This is a genomic window from Jannaschia rubra, from assembly GCF_001403735.1.
Taxonomy (GTDB): Bacteria; Pseudomonadota; Alphaproteobacteria; order Rhodobacterales; family Rhodobacteraceae; genus Jannaschia; species Jannaschia rubra.
Map to the genome: position 1 here is coordinate 44,059 of NZ_CXPG01000022.1, position 19,943 is coordinate 64,001.

Annotated in this window: 25 protein-coding genes; 14 read left to right on the forward strand and 11 right to left on the reverse strand. The window is 69.8% G+C overall.

Features of this window, described 5'->3' with window-relative positions:
• Nucleotides 1–31 precede the first annotated feature (31 nt).
• From JAN5088_RS16100 to JAN5088_RS16130, 7 genes are all read right to left on the reverse strand, one after another.
• Nucleotides 32–823 (reverse strand): acetyltransferase domain-containing protein, encoded by a 792-nt coding sequence (locus tag JAN5088_RS16100; RefSeq protein WP_082430063.1) that lies wholly within the window; start codon nt 821–823, stop codon nt 32–34.
• Nucleotides 824–859: 36 nt separating this feature from the next.
• Complete coding sequence (locus JAN5088_RS16105; RefSeq protein WP_055683861.1) at nt 860–1,246, reverse strand: SpoIIAA family protein; 387 nt, start codon at nt 1,244–1,246, stop codon at nt 860–862.
• Between the two features lie 16 nt (nt 1,247–1,262).
• Nucleotides 1,263–2,177 carry a cation diffusion facilitator family transporter gene (locus JAN5088_RS16110; protein ID WP_055683862.1) on the reverse strand — a complete coding sequence of 305 codons (915 nt, stop codon included), beginning with the start codon at nt 2,175–2,177 and terminating at the stop codon, nt 1,263–1,265.
• Between the two features lie 18 nt (nt 2,178–2,195).
• Nucleotides 2,196–2,948, reverse strand: coding sequence for a transglutaminase-like domain-containing protein (locus JAN5088_RS16115; RefSeq protein WP_055683863.1), 753 nt, complete (start codon nt 2,946–2,948; stop codon nt 2,196–2,198).
• Nucleotides 2,949–3,019: 71 nt separating this feature from the next.
• Nucleotides 3,020–3,346: a YnfA family protein gene (locus JAN5088_RS16120; protein WP_055683864.1), complete on the reverse strand. Its 327-nt coding sequence runs from the start codon at nt 3,344–3,346 to the stop codon at nt 3,020–3,022.
• A 20-nt stretch (nt 3,347–3,366) separates the two neighbouring features.
• Entirely contained in the window at nt 3,367–3,981 is a 615-nt protein-coding gene (locus JAN5088_RS16125; RefSeq protein ID WP_055683865.1) for a cation efflux transmembrane domain-containing protein, read from the reverse strand.
• A 61-nt stretch (nt 3,982–4,042) separates the two neighbouring features.
• Complete coding sequence (locus JAN5088_RS16130; protein WP_055683866.1) at nt 4,043–4,471, reverse strand: MerR family transcriptional regulator; 429 nt, start codon at nt 4,469–4,471, stop codon at nt 4,043–4,045.
• Between the two features lie 175 nt (nt 4,472–4,646).
• On the opposite strand from JAN5088_RS16130, the gene JAN5088_RS16135 reads away from it, so the two are divergent.
• The 7 genes from JAN5088_RS16135 (at nt 4,647) to JAN5088_RS16165 (ending at nt 9,149) form a co-directional block, all read left to right on the forward strand.
• Nucleotides 4,647–5,234 (forward strand): SCO family protein, encoded by a 588-nt coding sequence (locus JAN5088_RS16135; RefSeq protein WP_144431867.1) that lies wholly within the window; start codon nt 4,647–4,649, stop codon nt 5,232–5,234.
• Nucleotides 5,231–5,656 (forward strand): disulfide bond formation protein B, encoded by a 426-nt coding sequence (locus tag JAN5088_RS16140; RefSeq protein WP_370736423.1) that lies wholly within the window; start codon nt 5,231–5,233, stop codon nt 5,654–5,656. Before JAN5088_RS16135 ends, JAN5088_RS16140 begins: the two co-directional genes overlap by 4 nt.
• Nucleotides 5,653–6,312 (forward strand): DsbA family protein, encoded by a 660-nt coding sequence (locus JAN5088_RS16145; RefSeq protein ID WP_055683867.1) that lies wholly within the window; start codon nt 5,653–5,655, stop codon nt 6,310–6,312. The genes JAN5088_RS16140 and JAN5088_RS16145 overlap by 4 nt, the downstream gene beginning before the upstream one ends.
• A gap of 31 nt (nt 6,313–6,343) precedes the next feature.
• Nucleotides 6,344–6,805 (forward strand): copper chaperone PCu(A)C, encoded by a 462-nt coding sequence (locus JAN5088_RS16150; RefSeq protein ID WP_055683868.1) that lies wholly within the window; start codon nt 6,344–6,346, stop codon nt 6,803–6,805.
• On the forward strand, nt 6,805–7,434 hold the full coding sequence (locus JAN5088_RS16155; protein WP_055683869.1) for an SCO family protein: 630 nt from the start codon (nt 6,805–6,807) through the stop codon (nt 7,432–7,434). The genes JAN5088_RS16150 and JAN5088_RS16155 overlap by 1 nt, the downstream gene beginning before the upstream one ends.
• Complete coding sequence (locus JAN5088_RS16160) at nt 7,431–8,798, forward strand: M23 family metallopeptidase (RefSeq protein WP_055683870.1); 1,368 nt, start codon at nt 7,431–7,433, stop codon at nt 8,796–8,798. Before JAN5088_RS16155 ends, JAN5088_RS16160 begins: the two co-directional genes overlap by 4 nt.
• 177 nt (nt 8,799–8,975) lie before the next feature.
• Nucleotides 8,976–9,149: an RNA-binding protein gene (locus JAN5088_RS16165; protein ID WP_306455516.1), complete on the forward strand. Its 174-nt coding sequence runs from the start codon at nt 8,976–8,978 to the stop codon at nt 9,147–9,149.
• An 83-nt stretch (nt 9,150–9,232) separates the two neighbouring features.
• Here the strand turns inward: JAN5088_RS16165 and JAN5088_RS16170 are convergent, their stop codons facing one another.
• Complete coding sequence (locus JAN5088_RS16170; RefSeq protein ID WP_055683924.1) at nt 9,233–9,904, reverse strand: L,D-transpeptidase; 672 nt, start codon at nt 9,902–9,904, stop codon at nt 9,233–9,235.
• A 206-nt stretch (nt 9,905–10,110) separates the two neighbouring features.
• On the opposite strand from JAN5088_RS16170, the gene JAN5088_RS16175 reads away from it, so the two are divergent.
• The 3 genes from JAN5088_RS16175 to lnt are packed head-to-tail and all read left to right on the forward strand — an operon-like array spanning nt 10,111 to nt 12,892.
• The gene (locus tag JAN5088_RS16175) at nt 10,111–10,893 is read left to right on the forward strand and encodes a ZIP family metal transporter (protein WP_055683871.1); all 783 of its coding nucleotides are present in this window, start codon (nt 10,111–10,113) and stop codon (nt 10,891–10,893) included.
• A gap of 5 nt (nt 10,894–10,898) precedes the next feature.
• Nucleotides 10,899–11,372, forward strand: coding sequence for a signal peptidase II (gene lspA / locus JAN5088_RS16180; RefSeq protein WP_082430065.1), 474 nt, complete (start codon nt 10,899–10,901; stop codon nt 11,370–11,372).
• The gene (gene lnt, locus JAN5088_RS16185) at nt 11,369–12,892 is read left to right on the forward strand and encodes an apolipoprotein N-acyltransferase (protein WP_055683872.1); all 1,524 of its coding nucleotides are present in this window, start codon (nt 11,369–11,371) and stop codon (nt 12,890–12,892) included. Before lspA (JAN5088_RS16180) ends, lnt begins: the two co-directional genes overlap by 4 nt.
• Nucleotides 12,893–12,913: 21 nt before the next feature.
• Here the strand turns inward: lnt and JAN5088_RS16190 are convergent, their stop codons facing one another.
• Nucleotides 12,914–13,423, reverse strand: a complete 510-nt coding sequence (locus tag JAN5088_RS16190; protein ID WP_055683873.1) for a L,D-transpeptidase family protein — start codon at nt 13,421–13,423, stop codon at nt 12,914–12,916.
• A 72-nt stretch (nt 13,424–13,495) separates the two neighbouring features.
• The gene (locus JAN5088_RS16195; protein WP_199502170.1) at nt 13,496–15,835 is read right to left on the reverse strand and encodes a heavy metal translocating P-type ATPase; all 2,340 of its coding nucleotides are present in this window, start codon (nt 15,833–15,835) and stop codon (nt 13,496–13,498) included.
• A gap of 156 nt (nt 15,836–15,991) precedes the next feature.
• Here JAN5088_RS16195 and JAN5088_RS16200 point away from each other — a divergent pair, with 156 nt between their 5' ends.
• Nucleotides 15,992–16,642: a cation diffusion facilitator family transporter gene (locus JAN5088_RS16200; RefSeq protein ID WP_082430066.1), complete on the forward strand. Its 651-nt coding sequence runs from the start codon at nt 15,992–15,994 to the stop codon at nt 16,640–16,642.
• Between the two features lie 236 nt (nt 16,643–16,878).
• Here the strand turns inward: JAN5088_RS16200 and JAN5088_RS16205 are convergent, their stop codons facing one another.
• Entirely contained in the window at nt 16,879–17,229 is a 351-nt protein-coding gene (locus JAN5088_RS16205; RefSeq protein ID WP_055683874.1) for an ArsR/SmtB family transcription factor, read from the reverse strand.
• Nucleotides 17,230–17,285: 56 nt separating this feature from the next.
• Here JAN5088_RS16205 and JAN5088_RS16210 point away from each other — a divergent pair, with 56 nt between their 5' ends.
• The 3 genes from JAN5088_RS16210 to JAN5088_RS16220 are packed head-to-tail and all read left to right on the forward strand — an operon-like array spanning nt 17,286 to nt 19,897.
• Nucleotides 17,286–18,140, forward strand: a complete 855-nt coding sequence (locus JAN5088_RS16210) for a cation efflux transmembrane domain-containing protein (RefSeq protein WP_055683875.1) — start codon at nt 17,286–17,288, stop codon at nt 18,138–18,140.
• Nucleotides 18,137–18,637: a signal peptidase II gene (gene lspA / locus JAN5088_RS16215; protein ID WP_144431868.1), complete on the forward strand. Its 501-nt coding sequence runs from the start codon at nt 18,137–18,139 to the stop codon at nt 18,635–18,637. Before JAN5088_RS16210 ends, lspA (JAN5088_RS16215) begins: the two co-directional genes overlap by 4 nt.
• Nucleotides 18,638–18,640: 3 nt before the next feature.
• Nucleotides 18,641–19,897, forward strand: coding sequence for a cytochrome P450 (locus JAN5088_RS16220; RefSeq protein WP_055683876.1), 1,257 nt, complete (start codon nt 18,641–18,643; stop codon nt 19,895–19,897).
• Nucleotides 19,898–19,943: the final 46 nt, after the last annotated feature.

The following is a 19,943-nucleotide window of genomic DNA, read 5'->3' on the forward strand; positions in this document are numbered from 1 at the left end:
GTTCCGTTCGGACCGTTCCAACGAGTCTGCATCACTGGATTATCCCCACGAGCGGGATCAGCACGCCGAGCAGTATGGGCTGGTGCACGAGGTAGATCGCGAGGCTGTGCCGGCCGAGCCAGGCCATCCACCGCGCGGCGCGCCCATCCATCGGCCGTGCCCGAAGTGCCCAGCCCTGCACGAGGGCCAGGCGCGTGGAGGCCATGCCGAGCAGCGTCAGTCCGATCCATGGGAAGACGGGGACGAAGTCGTTGCTGGGCGGGGGCGCGACCGCGAAGCCGGTCCATGCCAGCCAGCGCGAGTCGAACGCCGACGACGTCCAAACGAAGCCGAGGGCGTAGGCTACGAGGCCGAGCAGGGCGATGGCGGCGGTGGGCAGGCGCAGCGCAAGGGCGCCGACGAGGCTCGCCACCGCGATGGCATGCAGGATGCCGTAGTAGACGAAGGTCTCCGGGAATGCGGCACGGGTCACGAGCGTGATGGCGAGCGCCGCCGCGAACAGCACGGCGAGGCGCCGCAGGAATGCGCGCCGCCGGAACCCGCCAGTTGACGCCAGCACTAGGCTTACCCCGACCAGCGCCATGAAGGTGCCGGCGAGCGTGCGACCGAACAGCAACCACCACGGATGGGATGCGATCCAGGCGGGGATGACGCCGAGAAAGGCGAGGTCCCAGACGAGGTGGAACAGCACCACGCCCGCGATGGCGATGCCGCGCACGACGTCGACGACGTCGAGCCGAGGGAGCGCGGACGAGCGAACGGCCGCCTCCCGCACCGACGACGCGCGAGCGCCGGCAGAGAGTTCATTGGATCGTCGGGTCATGTCGTTCTGACGTAGCAGGCCTAAGCGCATGACGGCTCAGCCTGATGCGCCGGCGGCCCCGACCCCTGAAGCGGCCCAAGCGATCGCGGCCTCGCGCTCCTCCGGCGCGAAGCAGCGCAGCTCGGCGCGGGTGAGCGGGTCGCCCGCCTTTGTGGCCCATTCGATCCACGTCTCGTCGGCGACGAGCGCCACGCGCGCGAAGTCGCCTGCGTGCCGCGCGTCGAGCTTCATGTCCGCCCACAGCGCCGACGAGCTCTCGTAGCCCTCGAACGCGCCCATCAGGATCACGAGCGCCGGCCGGTCGTGCCGGGCGACCTGCCGGTCGATCCAGGCGTGCATCTCGTCCAGGTCGCGCTCGGACAGCTTGCCCGCGCATGCCAGCGCGACGACCCCCGGCGCGTCGATCGTGACGTCCTTCCACATTGTCCTTCTCCCTATCTCACCCGTGCCCGTAACGCTCGGCGTCCTCGTGCTTATGGTCCGAAGGCTCGAACTCCAGCGTCGAGTGCGCGATGCCGAACCGCTCCTCCAGCCGACCCTTGATCGCGCGCTTGATGTCCTCGACCTCGTCCCAGCGAGCGTCCGGGACGACGACATGAGCGTCGAGCGCGGCCGCGTGCTCGCCCATCTGCCAGAAATGCGCGTGGTGGACCTCCGCCACGCCGTCCACCTCCTCGGCTGCCGCGATCACCGCGTCGGTGTCGACGTCCGGCGGGCTGCCCAGCATCAGCGTGCGGATCGGCCCGCCGATCTCGGTCAGCGCGAGCCAGAGGATGTAGGCAGCGATGCCGATGGTGATGGCCGGGTCCACCCAGTAGAGGTCGTAGAGCAGGATCAACGTGCCGCCCACGATCACGGCGACCGAGGCCAGCGCGTCCGACAGGTTGTGCAGGAAGAGCGCGCGGATGTTCACGCTGCCCTTCTGCATCGAGTAGGTCAGCAGCGCCGTCAGCGTGTCCACGGCAAGCGCCACGCCACCCAGGATCACCACCGTCCAGCCCGCGACCTCCGAGGGCTCGATCCATCGCATCACGCCCTCGTAGAGGAGGTAGACGCCGATCAGGACCAGCGAAGTGTAGTTGATGAGCGCCGCCACAATCTCGACGCGGCCGTAGCCGAAGGTCATCTTCGCATCGGCCGGGCGGCGCGCGATCTTTCGCGCCCCGAAGGCGATGACCAGCGAGGCCATGTCCGAGAAGTTGTGGATGGCGTCGGCGATCAGCGCGAGGCTGCCCGACAAGATGCCGCCCACGATCTGCGCGACGGTGAGCAAGCCGTTCGCCCAGATGGCGACGGCGACCCGGCGGTCGCCGGAGGCGGGGTCGATATGGGCGTGGCCGTGGTCGTGGGGCATGACGGTTCCTCGGATGCCTCAGGCCGGGCGCTGCGCATGCGCGTGGCCGGGGATGGCGGGAATTCGGCCCGCCCGGATGCGGCGCACGCGGGCGTTCATCCAGTGCCGGATCGCGTGACGATAGAGCAGGCCGCGCAGGAAGCCGAAGGCCTGGCCATGGGCGGCGTAGAAGGCATCGGGCGTGTCGAAGAGACCGAGATCGTCCTCAATGCCCGTGCGCTGGATGTAGGTGTCGTCCCCGGTCCAGGCGACGGGCGGGCGCGACAGGCAGTCCGTGCCCGCGCCGTAGCCGCAGAGCGCCTCTCGCTCGCCTCCGAACCGGTCCTGCAACGCCTTCAGGAATTCGCCGTCCAGGATGAAGCCCTCGAGGTTCACCCAGCGGCCCCCATCCGCGATCTCGACCCACGAATGCAGGATGCGGTCGGGCGCGATCGGGTAGACGGCTTCCGGCACGACGCCGCGCTGGAGCGCCTTGTGGATCGTGAAGCCGTGCAGGCGGCACGGGATGCCCAGAGCCCGCAGCAGCGCCATCAGGAGGGTGCCCTTGGTGTTGCACTGCCCGTAGCCGTCGGCGAGCACCCGGCTCGCCGGGATGTCGTCGGCGCGGTTGTAGCCGAAGGCGATCTCGTCCCGCACGAAGTCGTAGGCCGTGCCGATGCGGTCATGCGCGGACAGGGCGCGCCAGCCGCGCGCGTCGATCAGCGCGGTGATGGCCGGATGGCCGTGATCCAGAAGCGGCGTGGCCGCGAGCAAGGGATCAGCGGGGGGCATAGGAACTCTCCTCGAATCGTCTGTCGAGGAGCGTAACAGCTACAGCAACTGTAGATTCAAGCCATGCTATTTCATGCACCACGCGGCGCAGCCAGGATGATCGCCGCGCCGACGAGGCAGATCATGGTGCCGATCAAATCCCACCTGTCCGGCCGTTGCCCCTCGGCCAGCCACATCCAGAGCACCGAAGCGGCAATGTAGACGCCGCCGTAGGCTGCGAAGGCGCGCCCCGCCGTCGCGGTCTCGACCTGAGCGAGCAGCCACCCGAAGATCGCGAGCGCGAGGAGGCCGGGCACCAGCCAGAGCGGCGAGGCGCCCAGGCGCCACCACGCCCAGATGGCGAAGCAGCCGGCGATCTCGGCCAGCGCGGCCAGTGGATATGCGATCGCCGCGGGCATGTCAGGCGCCGATCCGCGTCCTATGCATCCGGGCCGTCATGCACCGCCTTGTGGTGCTCGCCATGCGCGTCGCGCAGGATCTCGACGCCGCCCCACGCCGCGATCGCCGCCACCGCGACGCCGACCACGAGATCGGGCCAGTTGCCGCCGAGCCAGGCCACAAGCCCGCCCGCCACGAGGATGCCGAGATTGGCCACGAAGTCGTTGAGGCTGAACGTGTTGGCCGCGCGCACGTTCACGTCCGGGTCTTGGATGCGGCGCAGCAGGAGGACGCAGGCCAGGTTCACAGCCGCGGCGATCACTGCCATCACGATCATCACCGGGCCGAGCGGGTCGGAGCCTTCGAGGAAGCGGCGTCCGGCGTCGAATAGTATCCCGATGGCGAAGAGGATGAGGAGGCCGCCCGACACGTTCGCCGCGCCGCGCTTCCACCGGCCGGACCGGGACATCGCGAACAGGCTGAGGGCGTAGACGAAGGCGTCGGAAGTGTTGTCGAGCCCGTTGGCGATCAAGGCTGAGGAGTCGCCGAACGCACCGGTGCCGAAGAAGCCCAGTGCGATGGCGACGTTGAGGATGAGGACGATCCAGAGGATGCGCCGCTGCTGCGCGTTTTGCGGCCGGATCGCCTCGCTCATGCCGATCCTCCCGGTTCGGGGGCGAACGGGCATGGGGCCGGGACCGTTCCAGAGGCGATCCTCACGCCCCGATCTCCTCGTGCTGCGTCAGGCATTCGGAATGGTCCCGCAGGACCTCGAGGACCCGGCACTCAGCCACGCTGTCGCCGTCGCAGTCGTCCACCATGCGCTTGAGCTCCTTGCGCAGCGCCCGGAGCCGCTCGATGCGAAGCTCGACCTGCCGCAACTGCCGTCGCGCGATCGCGTCGGCATCGGCACAGGGACGCGAGGGGGCGTCGGAGAGATCCAGCAACTCGCGGATCGCGTCGAGCGGGAAGCCGAGCTGGCGGGAGTGTCGGATGAAGGCAAGGCGGTCGAGGTCGGCGTCGTGGTAGCGGCGCTGGCCGCCGGACGACCGGACCGGCTCGCGCATCAGGCCGATCTGCTCGTAGTAGCGGATCGTCTGGACCTTGGTCCCGGTCCGCTTCGACAGGGTTCCGATCGTGTGCATGGCCGCCCCTACGTCTACACTCGCTGTAGGTTCTAGGCGGTCCGATACCCGGAGGCGAGGGCGGCTTCACGGTTTCGTGACGCGATGCCGCACGGGGCGGATCGCCTCTTGAACCTCTACCCGCTGTAGGTCCTATCTCCGCGCCCGAGATGATACGTTCCCTGATCCGATGAAGATGGCCCGGACCATCGCCTGGTCGCTGGTCGGCTTGGCCGTGCTCGCGTTCGGCGCGTCGTGGCTGTGGACGGACCGGCGCGGGGGCGGGCCGGGTGATCCGGCGTTCGCGGCCGCGTTCGAGCTGACGGATCACTCCGGCATGATCCGCACGCAGGAGGACTTCGCGGGCCGGTGGATGCTGGTCTTCTTCGGCTTCGCGAACTGCCCGGACGTCTGCCCCACGACCCTCGCGGAGGTCGCGGCCGTCATGGACGGCCTGGACGAGGATGCCGGCCGGGTCCAGCCGCTCTTCATCTCGATCGATCCCGAACGGGACACGCCGACCGCGCTCGCGGCGTTCGTGCCGGCCTTCGGCGCGGACATCGTCGGGCTGACCGGCACGCCGGAGCAGATCGCGCGGACGGCGGACGGCTTCCACATCTACTACGAGAAGGTCGAGGAGGCCGCGGCGCCGGGCGGCTACACGATGGGCCATTCCTCACAGCTGTTCCTCTTTGGCCCGGAGGCAGGCTACGTCCGGTCCTGGCCCTACGGCACGCTGGCCGAGGAGATCCTCGCCGACTTGAAGGAGCACCTCGCGTCATGATCTCCAAGGTCGGAGGAGAGGCCGCGCTGGCGGCCGCCTGGACCGTCGCGCTCGTCGCGTCGCTGTCCGTCCTGTTCATCGGCGAGGTCCTGGGTCAGATGCCCTGCCTGCTCTGCTGGTATCAGCGCGCCTTCATGTTCCCGCTGGCGATCGTGCTGGGGCTCGGGCTGTGGTGGCGGGACGCGCGGGTCGGGCGCTACGGCATCGCGCTGGCCCTTGGCGGCGGGGCGGTCGCGCTCTGGCACATGGGGCTCTATGCCGGCCTCGTCCCCGAGCCGATCCAGCCCTGCACCGCGACCGGCCCGTCCTGCACCGACGAGAATCAGCTGGTCCTCGGCATTCCCATCCCCCTCCTGTCGCTGATCGCCTTCGCGCTCGTCGCAGGCCTTTCGGCGCTTTCCCTCAAGGAGACTCGTTCATGAACCGCAGACCCCTGATCCTGGGCGTCCTCGTCGTCGCCCTCGCGGCTTTCGTCGCTGCGGCCTGGTACGCCACCCGGCCCGCCCCGGTGGTCGCCGCCGCATCCGTCCCGGCCGAGCAGGCGGAGGCGCTGCTGCGTCCCCACGCACCGATCCTCGGGCCCCAAGACGCGCCAGTCACCATCGTCGAGTTCTTCGACCCGGCCTGCGAGGCGTGCCGCGCGTTCCACCCCATCGTGAAGGACATCATGGCCGAGCACGGCGACGCGGTGCGGGTGGCGATACGCTACACGCCGTTCCACGGCGAGGCCTCCGAGGAGGCGATCCGTGTTCTGGAGGCGGCCCGGATGCAGGGCGTCTACGAGCCCGTGCTGGAAGCCGTGCTGCGCGAGCAGCCCCGATGGGCATCGCATGGCGCGCCGAACGCGGACCTGGTGCTCGACATTGCCGCCTCCGCGGGCCTCGACCCCGAGCTCGCGCGCGATCAGATGCGGGCGCCGGACGTCGTGGGCATCCTCAACCAAGACCGTGCCGACGTCGAGACCGTGGGCATCCGCGGGACGCCGACCTTCTTCGTCAACGGCAAGCCGGTGGAGCCGTTCGGCGAGGCCACGCTGCGCGCGCTGGTCGCGGCCGAGGTCGCGGCGGCCGGGTCCTGATCGCGTGGGTAGGGTGCGAGGAGGAGTCCGCATGAACCGGATAGCCATGGCCGCGCTGGCGGCTCTGACGGCGGCCGCGGGCCTGGGCCCGGCGCAGGCCGGTTCGGAGGACGTCGTGGTCGAGAACGCCTGGGCCCGCGCCACCATCGGCACGGCCCGTCCGGGCGCCGCCTACCTGACGCTTCGCAACGCGGGCGATGCGACCCTGACGCTGACGGGCGTCGCCGCGTCAGCCGCCGCGCGCGCCGAGATCCATCGCAGCGTTACGGACGAGAAGGGCGTCAGCTCCATGATGCCGGCGGGCGAAATCGCGGTCGGCCCTGGGACAAGCGTCGCGCTGGAGCCCGGCGGACTGCACGTGATGCTGATGGGCTTGAGAAGCCCCTTGGACGAGGGCGACGGGTTCGAGCTGACGCTGACGTTCTCGGACGGCGGCGAGGTGGCGGTTCCCGTCGCCGTGCTCGGCATCGCCGCGCGCGGGCCCGGGGGCTGATGCGGCGCAGGACGATCCTCGGCACCGGCGCGGGCGGCGTCGCCGCGCTCGGGCTGACGCTGCTGGCGGGGTGGTGGCAGGTGGACGGACCCGGCGCGCCCGATGCCGCCGGGGATCCGTTGCCCCTGCCGCTCACGGCGATGGCGTTCGACCTCGTGGACCATGAGGGACGCCCCGTCGGTCCCGAGACGCTGGTCGGGCGCCCGACGCTCCTGTTCTTCGGCTTCACCTGGTGCCCCGATGTCTGTCCCACGACGCTGGCCGACATCTCGGGCTGGCTGGACGACCTGGGCGACGAGGCCCGCGACATGAACGTCGTCCTGGTCTCGGTAGACTCGGAACGGGATACGCCGGAGGTGCTTGCGGAGTATGTCGGCTACTTCCACCCGGCGATCCGCGGCTGGACCGGGCCGCCGCGAGAAGTTAGCCGGGCGCTCGACGGCTTCCGGGCGCGGGCCGAGAAGGTTCCGTCCGGGGACGGCGACTACACGATGAACCACACCGCGGGCGTCTTCCTGTTCGACGCGGCGGGCCGGTTCGTGAGCGTCATCGACTATCACGAGCCGAGGGAGTTCGCAGTGCCGAAGATACGGCGCGCGTTGAGGCGGAACACAGAGGGGCAGACATGAGATTGAGATACTTGGCCGCGGGGCTGACCGTGGCGGGCGGCGCGTCGATGGCGGCGGTCGGTATAGCTTCGTTTGGAAAGGAGCCCGTCCCCGCGGCACTGGCCGCGGCGGCCGCTTGGCAACCCGAGATGCCGAGGCTTACGCCGCCGGAGACGCTCGCGCTGGACCTCGTCGCCCTGCCCTCGGACCTCCCGCCGGATGTCCGCCCCCCGGTCGTCCTGGCCGCGGCCGCCGCCCCCGCGCCGGTGCTGGAGGTCGAGCCCCCGCTGCCGACCTGGTCGCGCGAGGTCGCGCCGGGCGAGACGCTCGACGCGGTGCTGGCGGAAGCCGGCCTCGCCGCGGCGGACCGGGCGGAGGTCGCGCTCGCCTTGGGCGCGGAGTACGACCTGCGGCGGCTGCGTCCGGGTCACGGGGTCGACGTGGCCATGACGCCGGAAGGCGGGCCCCGTGCCGTCACCCTTCGCGTCGACGACGGCGTGCGGATCGAGGCGCTGTTCGGCTCGCGGCCGGTGGTCCGGGTGACAACCCCCGAGCCCGAAATCGTGTCCCTGGCCGGCGAGACGCGCGTCGAGTCCTCGCTCTTCATGGCGCTGGACGCCGCCGACATGCCCGCCCGCTTCGCCGTCGACCTCGCGCAGATGCTGGGCGGCGCGGTGGATTTCCGTCGCGACCTGGGCGGCGGCGAAACGCTGCGCGTGATGTGGCGCGAGGCGCGGGTCGGGGACGACCTCGTGGGCCAGCCCGAGATCGCCTTCGCGGCGCTCGACCTCGGCGACGCGCTCTACGAGGTGGCCTGGCCCGAGGACGGGACAGGTCGCGCGACGATCTACCTCGACGGCGAGGTGCAGCGCGTCTTCGCCCAGCCCGTGGAGGGCGCGCGGCTCAGTTCGGTCTTCGGCCGCCGGGTCCACCCGGTCTTCGGCAACGTACGGATGCATACGGGCGTCGACTTCGCCGCCGCGCGCGGTACGCCGGTTCGCGCCACCGCGCCGGGCCGCGTTTCCTTCGTCGGCTGGCGCGGCGGCTACGGACGCGTCGTCGAGATCGCCCACGGCCCCGAGACCATGACGCGCTACGCGCATCTGAGCGCGGTGCCCGACGGGCTGGCCGAAGGGCAGCGCGTGGCGGCCGGGGACATGATCGGCCGCGTCGGCGCGACCGGGACGGCCACGGGGCCGAACCTGCATTACGAGGTGCGGGTGGACGGACAGCCGACCGATCCGCTGTCGGACGAGCGGCTGGCGGAAGCGGCCGAGCACGACGGGCAGGGCGACGTGGCACTCGAGCGGCTGGCGGAAGCGCGCGCCACGCTCGAGGACGCGCTCACCGATGCGTCGCCCGATGATCCGAACGAAAGGCTTTGAACCATGGAACCATGTCACTCGAAGATCGCGCCGAAGAGGCCCGCGCATCCCCTAGGCCCCGCCCTGCGGCGAACGGGCAGGGGGGCGCTCCTGACGGGCGCCCTGCTGACGCTCGGAGCCTGTGCGGTTCCGCCCGGAACGGAGAGAGCGCCGGAGCAGGGCATCTCGCCCGAAGCAATGGAGCAGATCGCCGCCCTGGCGGCCCCGTATCAGGATCTGAGCACCGTCGAACGGCGACCCGGCGACGGGTGCTACTGGTACCGCCATGTCGGGCCGGTCGAGACGACGATGCTCCCGCTGCGAACGCCCGAGGGAAATCCGATCTGCTCCGGGACGTCGGCCGGATCATGAGGACGCGACGTCGTGGCCGTCCGACCGTCGCCATTCCGGCGGCCCGCTGGGCAGCGGCCCGGCAGGGCGGGATCACAAGACCGTCAGCTGTGCGCCACCGACGGCCCGTCGCCCGCAGGCTTGTAGAGGAAGGCCGTCACCCCGGTCTCGACCCGGTCGTAGAGGTCGTTGATGTGAGGCATGACCATCCTCACGCAGCCCGAGCTGGCGCGGGAGCCGATCGAGCCCGGCGACGGCGTGCCGTGGATGCGCAGATAGGTGTCGCGGCCGCCTTCGAAAAGGTAGAGCGCGCGCGAACCGAGCGCGTTCTCGGGGCCCGGCTCCATCCCGTCCTCGTACTGCGCGTAGGCCTCGGGCTCGCGCCGGATCATGTCCTGCGTGGGCGTCCAATGCGGCCACCGCACCTTGCGGCCGATCCGGTAGGTGCCCGGCTCGTAGAGGCCGTCCCGCCCGATGGCCACGCCGTAGCGCATGGCGGTGCCGCCCTCCTCGATGTGGTAGAGGTAGCGCGCGGTGGCGTCGACGTGGATGTCGCCGGGCACCAGGCCGGGCCGCGCCGCGACCCGCTGCGGCAGGAGGCGCGGGTGCAGGCCCCAGGGATTGGTCGCGGCCGGATCGTAGCCCGGCGGCGTGACCTGCGCATCCCAGGCTGCCTTCTGCGCGTCCGTGGGCCAGCTGCTCGCGAGGGCCGGGCCTGTGGCCGCGGTCGAGAGCAGGGCGGAGGCCGTCGCGATGAAATGGCGTCTGGTCAGCATGGGATCGGCCTTTTTCTTCAAGATTTCGCCTCCGCGCTACACGGTGGTGGCTCGTCTTTCAAACCGGCGGCGGCGGGCCAGGGTTCCGGCGCGGGCCGCCGGGGAGCGTCGGGGCTGGGGAAGTCGGCCCGCGATCTTTACCCGGCCTCGCATGGCCGGGCCGTGAGCGGCGCCGGGCCGTCCATCCCGGCATCGGTGGGGCGGCGATGACCGAACTGTCCCCCGTCATGCTGGGCCTTCTCGGCAGCCTCGCCGCCGGCTCCATGACGGCCGTCGGGGCGGTGCCGGTCCTGTTCGGCCGGCTCCCGTCGCGCGCCACGCGGGACATGGCGCTCGGCTTCGCGGCGGGCGTGATGCTGGCCGCGTCCTTCTTCTCGCTCATCATTCCCGCGCTCGATGCGGCCGAGCCGATGTTCGAGAACGGCGCGATGCCCGCCGCCGTGGTCTGCGTCTCGATCCTGCTGGGCATGGGCGCGGTCGCGCTGATGAACGAGCGCCTGCCGCACGAGCATTTCACCTCGGGGCGCGAGGGTCCCGAGGCCGCCTCGCTCAGGCGCGTCTGGCTCTTCATCATCGCCATCACCATCCACAACTTCCCCGAGGGCCTTGCCGTGGGCGTCGGCTTCGGAGCCGACGGGATGTCGGGCGGCCTGCCGCTCGCCATCGGCATCGGGTTGCAGAACGCCCCCGAGGGGCTGGCGGTGGCCGTCTCGCTGCTGGGCGAAGGGTACTCGAAGGTCCGGGCCTGGGGCATCGCAGCGCTGACCGGCATGGTCGAGCCCCTGGGCGGCCTTCTCGGCGCAGGCGTCGTCACGCTGTCCCAGCCGCTCCTGCCCTGGGGCCTCGCCTTCGCGGCGGGCGCGATGCTCTACGTCATCAGCCACGAGATCATCCCCGAGACGCACCGCAGCGGCCATCAGAACCGCGCGACGCTGGGGCTCGCCGTGGGCCTCGTCATCATGCTGTTCCTCGACGTGTGGCTGGGATGAGCGAGATGGCGATGCGACGTCGGAACCTTGCCCTGGGCGGCGGCGCGCTGCTGGCCGCCCTCATTGCCGATCGGGCGAGCAAGGCGCTGGTCGTCGCGGAGGCCGCGCGTCTCGCGGGCGGCGTGCCGGTCCTGCCCGGATTCGACCTCGTGTTCGGGCGCAACTCCGGCGTGACCTTCGGCCTCTTCGGCGAGGTGCCCTGGTGGGGGCTCGCCCTCGTCGCGGCCGCGATCTGCGCGTGGCTTCTGCGGATCATGGTCGCGGCTCCGACGCGCAGCGAGGCCGTCGCCGCCGGGATGATCGTGGGCGGCGCGCTCGGCAACGTCGTGGACCGCATCCGCTTCGGCGCGGTCACCGACTTCCTCGATTTCCATGCCGGGGCCTGGCACTGGCCGGCCTTCAACCTCGCCGACGTGGCGGTGGTGTGCGGCGCGGCGCTGCTGGTCCTGCGCCCGCTTATGGGCCGCCGCGCCGCATGACGGCCGCCGTCTCGGGCCTCGGCCGCGGCGTGCCGGTCTTGCCGCTGGTCTTCGCGGCGGGCGCCGCGGCGGCCCTCGTCCTGCCGCCCTTCTCGGTGCTGCCGGCCGCGCCGCTGGCCTTCGGGGCGCTGTTCCTTCTGGTGTCGGGGGCGGGGACATGGCGGGCCTTCGCGCTCGGCTGGGTCTTCGGGCTGGGGCATTTCGCCTTCGGGCTGTCCTGGATCGCGGAGAGCTTCGCCGTCGAGGCCGAGCGCTACGGCTGGATGGCCGTTCCCGCCATCTCGGGCCTGAGCGCGCTCCTCGCCCTGTTCCCGGCCTTGGCCTGCGCCGCCTTCGCGCGGCTGCGGATCGACGGCGCGATGGGCGCGGCGGCGTTCGCAGCCTGTTGGATGGCGGCCGAATGGCTGCGCGGCCATGTGCTGACCGGGTTTCCATGGAACCTCGCGGGATACGCCCTGGCGGAGTTCGACCCGCTCCGGCAACCCGCCGCCTGGATCGGCAGCTACGGCCTGGGCTTCGTGGTGATGCTCGTCTCCGCGCTCGCGGCGGTCGCGCTGCGCGCGCAGGGGCGGCGACGAGCGGGCGCGCTGGCCCTCGCCGGGCTTCTCTGTTTCGCGCTCGCGGGCGCCGGATGGCTGCGGCTGGCCGCGGCGCCGGTCGAGGAGACGGGGGTCCGCCTTCGGATCGTGCAGGGCAACGTCGCACAGGCCGACAAGTGGCGTCCCGAGCTGCGCGCGGAGACCTTCGCGCGCTACCTGCGCCTGTCGAGCCGGCCCGGCGCGTTCGACGTGCTGCTCTGGCCGGAGACGGCCTTTCCGGGCTATCTCGACGAGGACGCGGCGGCCGTGGATCGCATCGCGGGGATGCTCGGGCCGGACCGGGTCCTGCTGACGGGAGCGCCCACCCGCGTCGCGGACGGGCAGGGCGCGCGCTACTTCAACGCCGTGCAGGCCTATGATGCCGGCGGCCCGGTCGCCCGATACGCCAAGCACCACCTCGTTCCCTTCGGAGAGTACGTGCCGCGCTGGCTGCCCATCGAGCGCCTGGTGGAGACGCCGGGCGACTTCACGCCGGGGCCGGGGCCGCGCACCCTGGCGCTGCCGGGCCTGCCGCCGGTCGGCGTCGCCATCTGCTACGAGATCGTCTTCCCGGGTGCCGTGGTGGACGACGCCATCCGGCCGGACTGGATCTTCAACGCCACCAATGACGCGTGGTTCGGCACCTCGATCGGTCCCCGCCAGCACCTAGCCTCGGCGCGGATGCGCGCGGTCGAAGAGGGGCTGCCGGTCGTGCGGGCGGCGAACACGGGCATCTCGGCGGTGATCGATGCGGAGGGCCGCATCCGCAACCGTCTGGGGATGGAGCGGAGCGGCATCATCGACGCCGTGCTGCCCGCCTCCCGGCCCGCGACGCTCTACGCGCGGCTCGGCGATCTGGTGCTGCCGCCCCTCGTGTTAATTGGGCTGCTGCTGGCATGGCTGACGGATGGCGGGGCGGCCCGCCTGCGGCGGCGGACTTGAAGAGAAGGCATCGCCAAGCCGTTAGGCGTAGATGTCGATCGGCGTGCCGTCGCGGACCATGGCGTAGACCTCCTCGATCTGGCGATCGGTGACGGCGATGCAGCCCGCCGTCCAGTCGCGCACGTCCGTCGGGTCGATGCCGCGCCTGGGCCCGCCATGGATGAAGATGTCGCCGCCCGGCTCGCGGTCCTGGCCCGCCGCATAGGCGATGTCGGCTTCGTTCGGGTAGGAAATGCCGATGGACAGATGGAACTTGCTGTCGGGGTTGCGGCGGTCGATGACGTAAGACCCTTCCGGGGTGCGGCCGTCGCCCTCGAACCGCTTGTGGCCCACCGGCGCGAAGCCCAGCCCGATCGGATAGGTCCGCAGGACGCCTTCCGTACCCTCCAGGGCCAGCAGCCGTCGGCTCTTGAAGAGCCGCAGCCGCGTCACGGTCGGTCCGTCATAGGACCGGAACTTGCCGGCGCACCCGGAAAGGAGGGCGCCCGCGCCGCCCAGAAGCGCCGCGCGGCGCGTCAATATCGTGGTCATGCCTGCCCCTCGCGCCCCGTGTTCCGGTGGCCGCTGTTGTTGCGTCGAGACTACGGGGCGAGGCGCCGCCGATCAATGCCCGTGCGCCAGCGCCCCCTGCGCCATGCGCGTGGCCACCCGCTCGCCGCCTTCAGGCGGCGGCGCGTCGCCCCCGGCCCGCAGAAGGCGCATCGCATTGGCCACGACCAGGAGCGAAACGCCCACGTCGGCGGCGATGGCGCCCCACATGGAGGCCAGGCCGAACGCCGTCAGCCCGACGAACAGCGCCTTGGTGGCAAGCGCCAGCGCGATGTTCTGACGGATGACGCCCATGGTCCGGCGCGAGTGCCCGACGAGCCAGGGAACCTTGCCGATGTCGTCGGTCATCAGCGCGATGTCCGCCGTCTCGATGGCCGCATCCGAGCCGACGGCGCCCATGGCGATGGCGAAATGCGCCCGCGCCATGGCCGGCGCGTCGTTCACCCCGTCGCCGATCATGGCGACCACGTCATGGCGCGCGACCAGCTCCTCGATGGCCGCGACCTTGTCCTCCGGCAGCAGCTCTGCACGGACCTCGTCGATGCCGACCTCGGCGGCGACCGCACGCGCCGTGCGCTCATTGTCGCCCGTGAGCATGACGATGGTGGTCACGCCCTGCTCGTGGAGCCGCGCCACGATCTCCCTGGCATCGGGACGGATGCGGTCGCGCAGCGCGATGAGCCCCATCAGCCGGTCGCCCGACCCCACGGCCACGAGGGTGCTGCCCGCGCCCTCGATCCGCTCCGCCAGGTCGCGCGGGATCGCGTCCCCGAGCCCCTTCTCGGCGGCGAAGCGGTCGGAGCCCAGCCAGATCGGTCCGCCCCGCCACGTCCCCTCGACGCCGCGGCCGGGGACGGTGCGCGTGTCCTCGGCCGCCGCGCGCGCGATGCCGTCGCGCTCGCCACGGGCCAGGATCGCGCGCGCCAGCGGGTGAGAGGAGCGCGCCTCCAGCCCCACGGCCGCCTCCAGCAGGTCGCGCTCGGAGGCGTCGCCCAAGGGGTGCAGCCCCGCCACCTCCGGCTCGCCCATCGTGATCGTGCCGGTCTTGTCCATGGCCAGCGCGGTCATCCGGGCCGGCGCCTCGACATAGGCCCCGCCCTTGATCAGCACGCCGCTCCGCGCCGAGGAGGCCAGCGCCGCGACGATCGAGACGGGCGTGGAGATGACCAGCGCGCAGGGGCAGGCGATCACCAGTAGCACCAGCGCGTTGTAGATCCAGTAGTCCCAGGCTCCGCCCAGCAGGAGCGGCGGCAGCAGCGCGATCAGCACCGCCAGAGCCATGACGATGGGCGTGTAGATGCGAGCGAAGCGGGTCACCCACTGCTCGACCTCGGCGCGGCGCGAATGGGCGTCGCCCACCATGCGGATGATCTTGGACAGCACCGTGTCCGAGGCGGGCTTGGTCGCGCGCACCGTCAGCGTGCCCTCGCCGTTGATCGTGCCGGCATAGACTTCGTCGCCGGCCTCCTTGGGCACCAGCGCGCTTTCCCCGGTGATCGGCGCCTGGTCGACGGCGCCCGCGCCGTCCGTCACCTCGCCGTCGAGCGGGATGCGGTCGCCACCGCGCACCACGAAGCGCGTCCCGACCGCGACCTCCGCCGCGGGCACGTCCGCCTCCGAGCCGTCGTCCCGGATCACCCGCGCCGTGGGCGGCGCGAGATCCAGCAGCGCGGCGACCGCGTTCCTCGCACGCCCCACGCTCCAACTCTCCAGCGTCAAGGACAGGGCGAAGAAGAAAGCCACCGTCGCCGCCTCGAAATACTCGCCGAGCGCGATGGCCCCCGCGACGGCCACGACCATCAAGAGGTTCATGTCGGGCGCGAGCCGCCGCGCCGCCGACCACGCCTTGGGCGCGACGAGCCAGACGCCGAACACGATGGCGACGAGGAAGGCGACTACCTCGATCAACGGCATGGGCACCTCGCCATGACCCGAGAACAGCCCGACCGCGCCGATGGCGCCGGACTCGAAGACGTGCCAGCCGAAGCCGGCCGCCCAGAAGCCGCCCGATACCGCGGTGAACAGCCGCTGGCGGCGGAAATGCGCGGCCTGGTCGGCCTCCGCGGTTTCCGCGTCCCAGGGCTTGGCGCTCATCCCGGTGGAGCCGACGATCTTGACGATCTGGTCGTCGCGCAGGGGCTTCGCGCCCTCCAGCACGGTCATCCGGCCGTTGAGCACGTCGAAGGCCAGATGCTCGGCGCCGCCCACCTCGGGCCCGACCACGCGGTTGAGGATCGCCACCTCCTCGGCGCAATCGAGGCCGTTGACGCGGAAGCTACGCCCTGCCTCGGGGACCGGCGCGCTCGAGGCCTGCGGAGCTTGCGAGGCCTGCCCGCCGCAGCAGGTGTCGTTTGCCGCTCCTTGCTCGTCTTCGTGCTCTGCGCGCCGTTCCATGAAGGTCTCCTGCCGAACGTCTGGCCAGCAAGATGGGTGCTCTAGCCGCTAGAGGTTCAAGGGGTTTCGTGCACAGGTTTCAACCTTTCTCACGGGTCGCGAACCGATCGGGCGGCGTTCGCGTTCCTAGAAGGACTTGTCACGCGGAGGCCTGCCATGGCGGGGAAGAACGACCGGGACGCGAACCTCAAGCGCGGCATCCGCGTCGAGACCGCCAGCTTAATCTACAACGTGCTGGAAGTCGTCGTATCGGTGACGGCCGGCCTGCTGACTGGCAGCGCGGCGCTGGTGAGCTGGGGTCTGGACAGCACGGTCGAGGCCACTTCGGCGGGCACGCTCATTTGGCGGCTGCGCGGTGAGGCGAAGGGCGGGGACCGCCGCAAAGTGCTGCACCGCAAGAAGGTTGCGCTGGCGGTCGTGGCCTGCGCCTTCTGGATCGTGGTCGCGGCGATCCTCTACGAGGCGGTGAGCGCTTTCCTGTCGCAGGAGGCGCCGGGCTTTAACTGGTGGGGCATCTCGATCCTGTTCGTCTCGCTCGTGGTCAACCCGTTCCTGGCCTGGGGGAAATACCGCTACGGCAAGCGGCTGGAGTCGCCCGCGCTGAAATACGACGCCAAGGACACGATGATCTGCCAGTACCAGACGGTGGTCGTCCTGATCGGTATCGGCCTGACGCAGTGGCAGGGATGGTGGTGGGCCGACCCCGTGGCGGCGCTCCTGATCGTGCCCTACGTCGCCTGGGAAGGGATCGAGGCCACGAAGGACGCCTGGTCGGTCGATCCGGACGATGCCGAGGCCGCGGCGTGAAGCGTGCCGAATGGAGAACGGTCAATCACGGCTGGTAGAAGACCTTGTATCTGCCACGGTGGGACGGTTGCACATCGAGAATTCCACGTAACAAGCGGACGCTCGAAGGATCGCGACCAGCACGGAGAAGTTCCCCCTGGCGAACCTTGGGTCGTGAAAGATCCGCGTCTTCCGTGCAAAATGCAGGCGGACAAGACTCGACCGGCGGCGGGAACGGCATTGGGAATATAGCCCGTCTATGCCCCGCGATAGTTGGAACACGCGTCGACTCCTTCGGCCACCGCGTCGAGAAGCGTGTCCACATCGTCCAGGAGGCTCGCTATGCGCGGATCGCTGAGACGGTAGCGAACGAAGCGGCCATCGCGGTCGCTCGCGACGAGCCCACAGTCCAGCAGGCATCGCAGGTGGTTGGAGACGTTGGGCTGCGACAATCCCGTGCGTCCGACGATCTCGTGAACGACCAACGGCCCTTCGCACAGGGCACCCAGGATCGCCAGGCGGCTTGCGTCCGCAAAGCCGCGGAACAACTTCGTCCGCCGCTCGATGGTAGCGGCCGCGTTGTTGCGGTCGGCGACGATCTGCTCCATATCATTCCTTGCTGATATGTAGTTCCTCGACCTACCTTAGCAGGAGTATCGTGATCATGGCCAACGTCGAAAGCGCCGGATCAACGGCGGACGTTCCACCCTTCCGTTACCGGGTTTCCGGCATGGATTGCGCGAAGGACGCCGCTCAGATCGAGCGGGCGGCGCACTCGGCCGGAGTCGCACCTGACGATGTGAAGGTGTCGGCGGCGACCCACATCATGACACTGAACGCCCCCGAAGCGCGCCTTCCGGACATCGAAAAGGCCGTTGCGGTGACCGGCTACGGCTTCGACCGGATCGAGGGCGATGAAGACATTCCGCCGAATCCTGCGCACCAGGACCCGGCCTACCGCCGCGCCCTCTGGATCGTCGTGATCCTGAACGTTGGATACGGGGTCATCGAAATGATCGGCGGTTTCATTTCCGGATCGCAGGCCGTGAAGGCCGATGCGCTCGATTTCATCGGTGATGGCGCGATCACCTTCCTCGGTCTGCTGGCCATCGGCTGGAGTCTCGCCTGGCGGGCGCGGTCGGCCCTGATCCAAGGCATTTTCCTCGGGCTCCTCGGTCTTGGCGTTCTCGGCACGACCATCGTCCGGGTCTTCGAACAAACGACGCCGGATGCGGCTCTCATGGGCCTGCTCGGCATGATCGCCCTTGTCGTCAACGTCGTCTCCGTTCTGCCGCTTCTGCGGTTCCGCAAGGGCGACGCGAACATGCGGGCAGTCTGGCTCTTCTCGCGCAACGACGCCATCGGCAATGCGGCGGTTGTCGTTGCCGCCGGTCTGGTGGCTTGGCTGGGCAGCGCGTGGCCGGATCTCATCGTCGCTTTCGGTATCGCCGGACTGTTCCTGCATTCGTCATGGGCGATCATCCGCGATGCGCGAACCGATCTGAAGGCGGCGGCATGAACGCTCGCATTCTGGGTGGGCTCTGCGCCGTCGCGGCGTTCGTTATCGATCAGGGCACCAAGGCGCTTGCACTGAACACACCGGCGCTTGAGCGCGGCGTCGAGGTTCTACCCTTTCTCAATCTCGTGCGGGTTCTAAACGATGGGGTCAGCTTCGGTATGCTCGGCGGGGTCGTACCGTGGTGGGGTCTCATCGCGCTTGCTGGCGTGATCGTGGCATGGCTGCTGATCTGGCTGTGGAAGGCTCCGGACAGGCTGACGGGTGCGGCCCTAGGTCTGATCATCGGAGGCGCGCTTGGAAATGTCCTCGACCGGGTGCGCTATCAGGCCGTCCCGGACTTTCTGGATTTCCATTACGGAACATATCACTGGCCGTCCTTCAATCTTGCGGATGTGGCGATTTTCTGCGGTGCGGCCCTGCTGTGCTGGGACAGCTTTCGGTCGGCGAAAAACAAGCCCGAACGTAACCACCGCAAAGAAAGCGCCACGGGGAAATAATCGATGTCCAGCATTCCATCCTCAAAGGGCTTCGACAGCACGCTCGCCCTGCTGCGCAACCCATATGGGTTCATTCCGGACACATGCCGTGACCTTGACGCAGACCTGTTCGAGACCCGCATCCTCTTGCAGAAGACGATCTGCATGACCGGTGCCGCAGCAGCGGAGGTCTTCTATTCCGAGGATGGGCTCGTGCGCGCAGGCTCGATGCCGAAGCGTATCCAGAAAACCCTGCTCGGCGAAAAGGGCATCCAGGGGCTCGATGGCGAGGCCCACCGTCATCGGAAGCGGATGTTCATGTCGCTCATGGCGACCGAGCGAATCGAAGCTCTCGAAAACACGACGCGGGATTTGTTGGACCGCTACGCACGGGACTGGCAAGCGGCGGAGAAGGTCGTTCTCTACGACGAAGTGCGCGAAATCCTCACCAGAGCCGCCTGCGCCTGGTCGGGCGTGCCGCTTCCCGAAGCGGAGGTCCAGACGCGGACGGCGCAGATGACAGCGCTCTTTCAGCACGCCGGGGCGGTCGGCTGGAAGCATTGGGGCGCGCGTCTGGCACGGCATCGCGCAGAGCGTTGGGCGGCCGGGATTATCGAGCAGGTGCGCGACGGAAGCCTTCAGCCGGGACAGGAAAGCGCCGCCCATGTCGTCGCGATGTGGCGGGACCTGGACGGAGAGCCGCTGACCCCCCGGGTGGCCGCCGTGGAGTTGCTGAACGTCCTGCGCCCCACCGTCGCGGTCTCGGTGTTCATCGTTCAGGCCGCGCACGCCCTGCACCGGCAACCTACGTGGCGGCAGAGACTGAAGGACGACGAAAGGCACCTTGAGTCCTTCGTGCAGGAGGTCCGCCGTCTCTATCCGTTCTTTCCCGCGGTCGCGGCACGGGTGAAGCGCGATTTCGAGTGGCGGGGGTATCGTTTTGCGGAAGGCCGAAGAGTCCTGCTCGACCTCCACGGCACGAACACCGACCCTCGTTCATGGAGTGCGCCGGACGAGTTCCGCCCCGAGCGGTTTCAGGAGTGGGATGAGAATCCCTTCGACTTCATTCCGCAGGGAGGTGGCGACCATCTTACGAACCACCGCTGTCCGGGCGAATGGATCGCGATTGGCCTGATGAAGGCGTTCTGCGGATACTTCGTGAGTTCCATCGACTACGACGTGCCGGATCAGGAACTGGAGAGCGGTGCGGGCGATGTGCCTCCCTTGCCCAAAACCGGGTTCGTCATGCGCGGTGTCAAGCGTCGTCAGCAAGCACGATAGCCAACGTTCGACACCGAACCGCCACCGGGAACTTCCGCGTTCCATA

Bases quoted from the DNA above. Each gene is read 5' to 3' on its own strand.
- JAN5088_RS16100 (WP_082430063.1), bottom strand. From the start codon at position 823: ATGACCCGACGATCCAATGAACTCTCTGCCGGCGCTCGCGCGTCGTCG.
- JAN5088_RS16105 (WP_055683861.1), bottom strand. From the start codon at position 1,246: ATGTGGAAGGACGTCACGATCGACGCGCCGGGGGTCGTCGCGCTGGCA.
- JAN5088_RS16110 (WP_055683862.1), bottom strand. From the start codon at position 2,177: ATGCCCCACGACCACGGCCACGCCCATATCGACCCCGCCTCCGGCGAC.
- JAN5088_RS16115 (WP_055683863.1), bottom strand. From the start codon at position 2,948: ATGCCCCCCGCTGATCCCTTGCTCGCGGCCACGCCGCTTCTGGATCAC.
- JAN5088_RS16120 (WP_055683864.1), bottom strand. From the start codon at position 3,346: ATGCCCGCGGCGATCGCATATCCACTGGCCGCGCTGGCCGAGATCGCC.
- JAN5088_RS16125 (WP_055683865.1), bottom strand. From the start codon at position 3,981: ATGAGCGAGGCGATCCGGCCGCAAAACGCGCAGCAGCGGCGCATCCTC.
- JAN5088_RS16130 (WP_055683866.1), bottom strand. From the start codon at position 4,471: ATGCACACGATCGGAACCCTGTCGAAGCGGACCGGGACCAAGGTCCAG.
- JAN5088_RS16135 (WP_144431867.1), top strand. From the start codon at position 4,647: ATGGCCCGGACCATCGCCTGGTCGCTGGTCGGCTTGGCCGTGCTCGCG.
- JAN5088_RS16140 (WP_370736423.1), top strand. From the start codon at position 5,231: ATGATCTCCAAGGTCGGAGGAGAGGCCGCGCTGGCGGCCGCCTGGACC.
- JAN5088_RS16145 (WP_055683867.1), top strand. From the start codon at position 5,653: ATGAACCGCAGACCCCTGATCCTGGGCGTCCTCGTCGTCGCCCTCGCG.
- JAN5088_RS16150 (WP_055683868.1), top strand. From the start codon at position 6,344: ATGAACCGGATAGCCATGGCCGCGCTGGCGGCTCTGACGGCGGCCGCG.
- JAN5088_RS16155 (WP_055683869.1), top strand. From the start codon at position 6,805: ATGCGGCGCAGGACGATCCTCGGCACCGGCGCGGGCGGCGTCGCCGCG.
- JAN5088_RS16160 (WP_055683870.1), top strand. From the start codon at position 7,431: ATGAGATTGAGATACTTGGCCGCGGGGCTGACCGTGGCGGGCGGCGCG.
- JAN5088_RS16165 (WP_306455516.1), top strand. From the start codon at position 8,976: ATGGAGCAGATCGCCGCCCTGGCGGCCCCGTATCAGGATCTGAGCACC.
- JAN5088_RS16170 (WP_055683924.1), bottom strand. From the start codon at position 9,904: ATGCTGACCAGACGCCATTTCATCGCGACGGCCTCCGCCCTGCTCTCG.
- JAN5088_RS16175 (WP_055683871.1), top strand. From the start codon at position 10,111: ATGACCGAACTGTCCCCCGTCATGCTGGGCCTTCTCGGCAGCCTCGCC.
- lspA (WP_082430065.1), top strand. From the start codon at position 10,899: ATGGCGATGCGACGTCGGAACCTTGCCCTGGGCGGCGGCGCGCTGCTG.
- lnt (WP_055683872.1), top strand. From the start codon at position 11,369: ATGACGGCCGCCGTCTCGGGCCTCGGCCGCGGCGTGCCGGTCTTGCCG.
- JAN5088_RS16190 (WP_055683873.1), bottom strand. From the start codon at position 13,423: ATGACCACGATATTGACGCGCCGCGCGGCGCTTCTGGGCGGCGCGGGC.
- JAN5088_RS16195 (WP_199502170.1), bottom strand. From the start codon at position 15,835: ATGGAACGGCGCGCAGAGCACGAAGACGAGCAAGGAGCGGCAAACGAC.
- JAN5088_RS16200 (WP_082430066.1), top strand. From the start codon at position 15,992: ATGGCGGGGAAGAACGACCGGGACGCGAACCTCAAGCGCGGCATCCGC.
- JAN5088_RS16205 (WP_055683874.1), bottom strand. From the start codon at position 17,229: ATGGAGCAGATCGTCGCCGACCGCAACAACGCGGCCGCTACCATCGAG.
- JAN5088_RS16210 (WP_055683875.1), top strand. From the start codon at position 17,286: ATGGCCAACGTCGAAAGCGCCGGATCAACGGCGGACGTTCCACCCTTC.
- lspA (WP_144431868.1), top strand. From the start codon at position 18,137: ATGAACGCTCGCATTCTGGGTGGGCTCTGCGCCGTCGCGGCGTTCGTT.
- JAN5088_RS16220 (WP_055683876.1), top strand. From the start codon at position 18,641: ATGTCCAGCATTCCATCCTCAAAGGGCTTCGACAGCACGCTCGCCCTG.